This window comes from Paenibacillus sinensis (genome assembly GCF_019904155.1).
Classification (GTDB): Bacteria; Bacillota; Bacilli; order Paenibacillales; family Paenibacillaceae; genus Paenibacillus_AQ; species Paenibacillus_AQ sinensis.
This window is the reverse complement of the sequence record NZ_JAHCMB010000156.1, coordinates 1-2,929: the sequence shown is the minus strand read 5'-3', so window position 1 is coordinate 2,929 and position 2,929 is coordinate 1. Positions and strand designations below refer to the sequence as shown.

At 47.1% G+C, this 2,929-nt stretch carries 3 protein-coding genes; 1 reads left to right on the top strand and 2 read right to left on the bottom strand.

Features of this window, described 5'->3' with window-relative positions:
• Window positions 1–484: 484 nt before the first annotated feature.
• Both KIH86_RS18430 and KIH86_RS18425 read right to left on the bottom strand, forming a co-directional pair.
• On the bottom strand, window positions 485–820 hold the full coding sequence (locus KIH86_RS18430) for an EthD domain-containing protein (protein WP_223084112.1): 336 nt from the start codon (window positions 818–820) through the stop codon (window positions 485–487).
• Between the two features lie 50 nt (window positions 821–870).
• Entirely contained in the window at window positions 871–1,815 is a 945-nt protein-coding gene (locus KIH86_RS18425) for an alpha/beta hydrolase (RefSeq protein WP_223084111.1), read from the bottom strand.
• 128 nt (window positions 1,816–1,943) lie between these two features.
• Between KIH86_RS18425 and KIH86_RS18420 the strand changes: the two genes are divergently transcribed.
• Window positions 1,944–2,516 carry a TetR/AcrR family transcriptional regulator gene (locus KIH86_RS18420; RefSeq protein WP_223084110.1) on the top strand — a complete coding sequence of 191 codons (573 nt, stop codon included), beginning with the start codon at window positions 1,944–1,946 and terminating at the stop codon, window positions 2,514–2,516.
• The last annotated feature ends 413 nt before the right edge of the window (window positions 2,517–2,929 follow it).

The following is a 2,929-nucleotide window of genomic DNA, read 5'->3' as shown; positions in this document are numbered from 1 at the left end:
TACTAAATATAACCCGGCTAATCGTATTAACGGTAAAGCGACATTAATGGTGGGCTGGGTTTGATGCTTACATTGGATGCATGGCAAGGAATTCTAACACAAGTAAAGTACTTCAACGGCGATATTATTGAAATTGTTGCACAGAATCTGTATCTCGTGACATCGAAGGATAAAGGCGATCCACTCAGTGAAATGGAGGAGAGGCTGCGCCATATAATCGCCGGTCTTCCATAGAAGATTATCCTTTACGTCTCCCTGGTCTTGATTATACCCAGCAATACGCCTGCTCTTTATGATTGTCGGTGATTACCAGCAAGCACTACCACTGTCAATTTAATCCCCGCACCTCTGTATCATATTTGAAAAATCGCCGTCCTGCTTCCGACAGCGGAAGAGAGTGGCGACATTTCAAGCGATACGTTCTTCTTACTTGATACCTAACTACTGTAAATGTTTCCTCTATTAATACATTGAAATATGACCCTTACTCGGAAGTCACGTGTTCTTCGACGACATAAGATCTAGTTCGCGATCGATCAAGAAAATTGAGCTCGTCCTTTGCAACTCCAGAGTGTGGAGCATACATTTTAGCTACCCAAGCTTCATAAGCACCACGGTCAGGAAAAACGAGTTCTGTCACGATATCGAAGTCATCTTTTGTACTAGAGCCGTCATTTCGTAGAACGTAGTTGCGTTTGTAAACGCTAGGGATTGGCGCCAATCCAGTAATCAGTGGTACATGGTGATTCTCATAGTATTCGATAAGATCTTGTGTACTCATTCCATTCTTTTTGGTAAGAAAGGCCATTACTTTAATCATATCGATCCACCTCTGTAGTTTCTAAATTATTCTAATAGACTTCACTCAAACTACAATTTTATGGAGCTTGGGGCTGTCAGATTCGTAAGAAAAAACTCCGCGAGCTTCGAAACCGCAGGCGTCACGTACTCGTCCTTGTCGTAAAGGTCGACGTGGGTGGCACCGTCAATCCAAAACAGTTCCTTGGGTTCTTGCGCGTTCGCAAAGGCTTCGGTCGTCATCCATGACGTGACGGCTTGAGTTCCAACGATCATGAGCAGCGGGCGAGGCGCCACCTGGTCGATGAACCGGAACGCGTCGAAATATGCGATGCGGTCTATACTGTTCCAGGTAAAGACCTTAGCCGAACGCGGGTGCTGCGCACGGTCGGTGCAGTAATATTCCCAACCCTCGTAGACGTGCTGGCCGAGGTCACGTGCCTGATCCTCGGTCTCTGGAAAAATCGGGAATGTACCGACACCTTCGCCGCGGGCTTCGGAAGTGCGGGCCGCCGCAGCGGCGTCAAGCATGCCTTGGATGATCGCGGGGTCCTGCTTGCCATCGCTGCCGATACGGAATTGACGGCTGATGTCGACAGCGCAGACGGTGGCGACGGCCTTGATGCGGTGGTCTGTCACAGTGGCGGGGATCACATAGCCGCCAGAGGCACAGATGCCCAGCGCGCCGATGCGGTCCGGGTCGACCCCGCTCTGCACACTGAGGAACGATACGGCAGCCTTGAAGTCCTCGACACGGTGGGCTGGGTCTTCCAATCCGCGCGGCTCGCCTTCGCTTTCGCCCTGATAGGCGGCGTCGAAGGCAAGAGTGACGAAACCCCGCTCGGCCAGACGCTTTGCGTAAAGTCCCGCAGCCTGCTCCTTGACGCCTGTACCGGGATGGCCGACGACGATCGCAGGGCGCGGCTCGCTGATCTCTCCGCCAGGTGTATAGAGATGACCGGCGATCTTCACGCCGGCACTGTCGAAGGTGACGTCCGTCTTAGCATAGTATTTCATGCATATTCCCTCCCAAACAATTTTTTGTTTCGAACTTACGTTTACGATATTGACATATTGAGTATTGAATGTCAAGTGTTGAGCTGAACAAACTTGACAATTGTTGGTCTGTTCGTTAACTTGAATGTATGGAAAATAAAGAATCGGCAAGACTGGCGTACGTTCTTGAGACAGCTCTGAATATTTTTGTTCGGTACGGCTATAAAAAAACAACCATTGAGGATATTTCGAAAGCCGCGGGCATCACACGTCAGGGGCTTTATCTTCATTATAAAAATAAAGAGGAGATCTTTAGTGCTTCCATTCAAAAAGCGTTGAACGACGGTTTGCAATCTGCCGATCAGATACTTGAGGATGACAGCTTAACACTGGAAGAAAAACTGTTTCAAGCTTTAGACGAATGGTTTGGCCGTCACGTAGGATTCATTCATCCTGAAGTGTCTGATCTTGTGGCCCAATGTGAGCGTGTTCTCGGCGACACTGTTGAGAACAGCAGTTCATCATTCCAAAAGAAACTCGAACAAGTCATTCTAGCGTCATCTGGGGAGAATACAAGAGACGTTAAGACGCGCGCTACAACCATTGCTGACATGCTATGTACATGTGCATTGACTTGGAAGCATCGTTTATCATCGCGGCAACAATTCCAAGAGAAGTTGTGTGACGCCATCCACTTGTGTTGTCGAGATCTTCGAGAGTAGTTTTTAGCCACATGAGAGGTTTGACCTTTTCATGTGGTTTCTTTTTTTTCAGAGATTCGGTAAACCATAGAAAAGTGGTTTTATGAAAATAATATGTGGCGAATGATCTTAGCCTGTTCCAGGCATTTCAGATAAGTGGAGTTGTATTGATGAGGAATTTTATGATTNTTTGATTATGAGAAGTACCACCGTGATTATAAAGAAGCATTTTTCGGGATAGAAGCATGTCTGTTTAATAAAGATGAAGACACACTAAATCTGATCAAAGAATCCAAGGCTCGTGGTTTTGAAATTGGAGTTCATTTCCCATTACATGCTGGACGTTCCAGTCTAAGAGATGCGCTTTTTCTATCTCCGGAGAACAGGGTTAGAGACGAGGCTCTTGAATTCATTCAGCAAGAACTTGATTATCT

Bases quoted from the DNA above. Each gene is read 5' to 3' on its own strand.
- KIH86_RS18430 (WP_223084112.1), bottom strand. From the start codon at position 820: ATGATTAAAGTAATGGCCTTTCTTACCAAAAAGAATGGAATGAGTACA.
- KIH86_RS18425 (WP_223084111.1), bottom strand. From the start codon at position 1,815: ATGAAATACTATGCTAAGACGGACGTCACCTTCGACAGTGCCGGCGTG.
- KIH86_RS18420 (WP_223084110.1), top strand. From the start codon at position 1,944: ATGGAAAATAAAGAATCGGCAAGACTGGCGTACGTTCTTGAGACAGCT.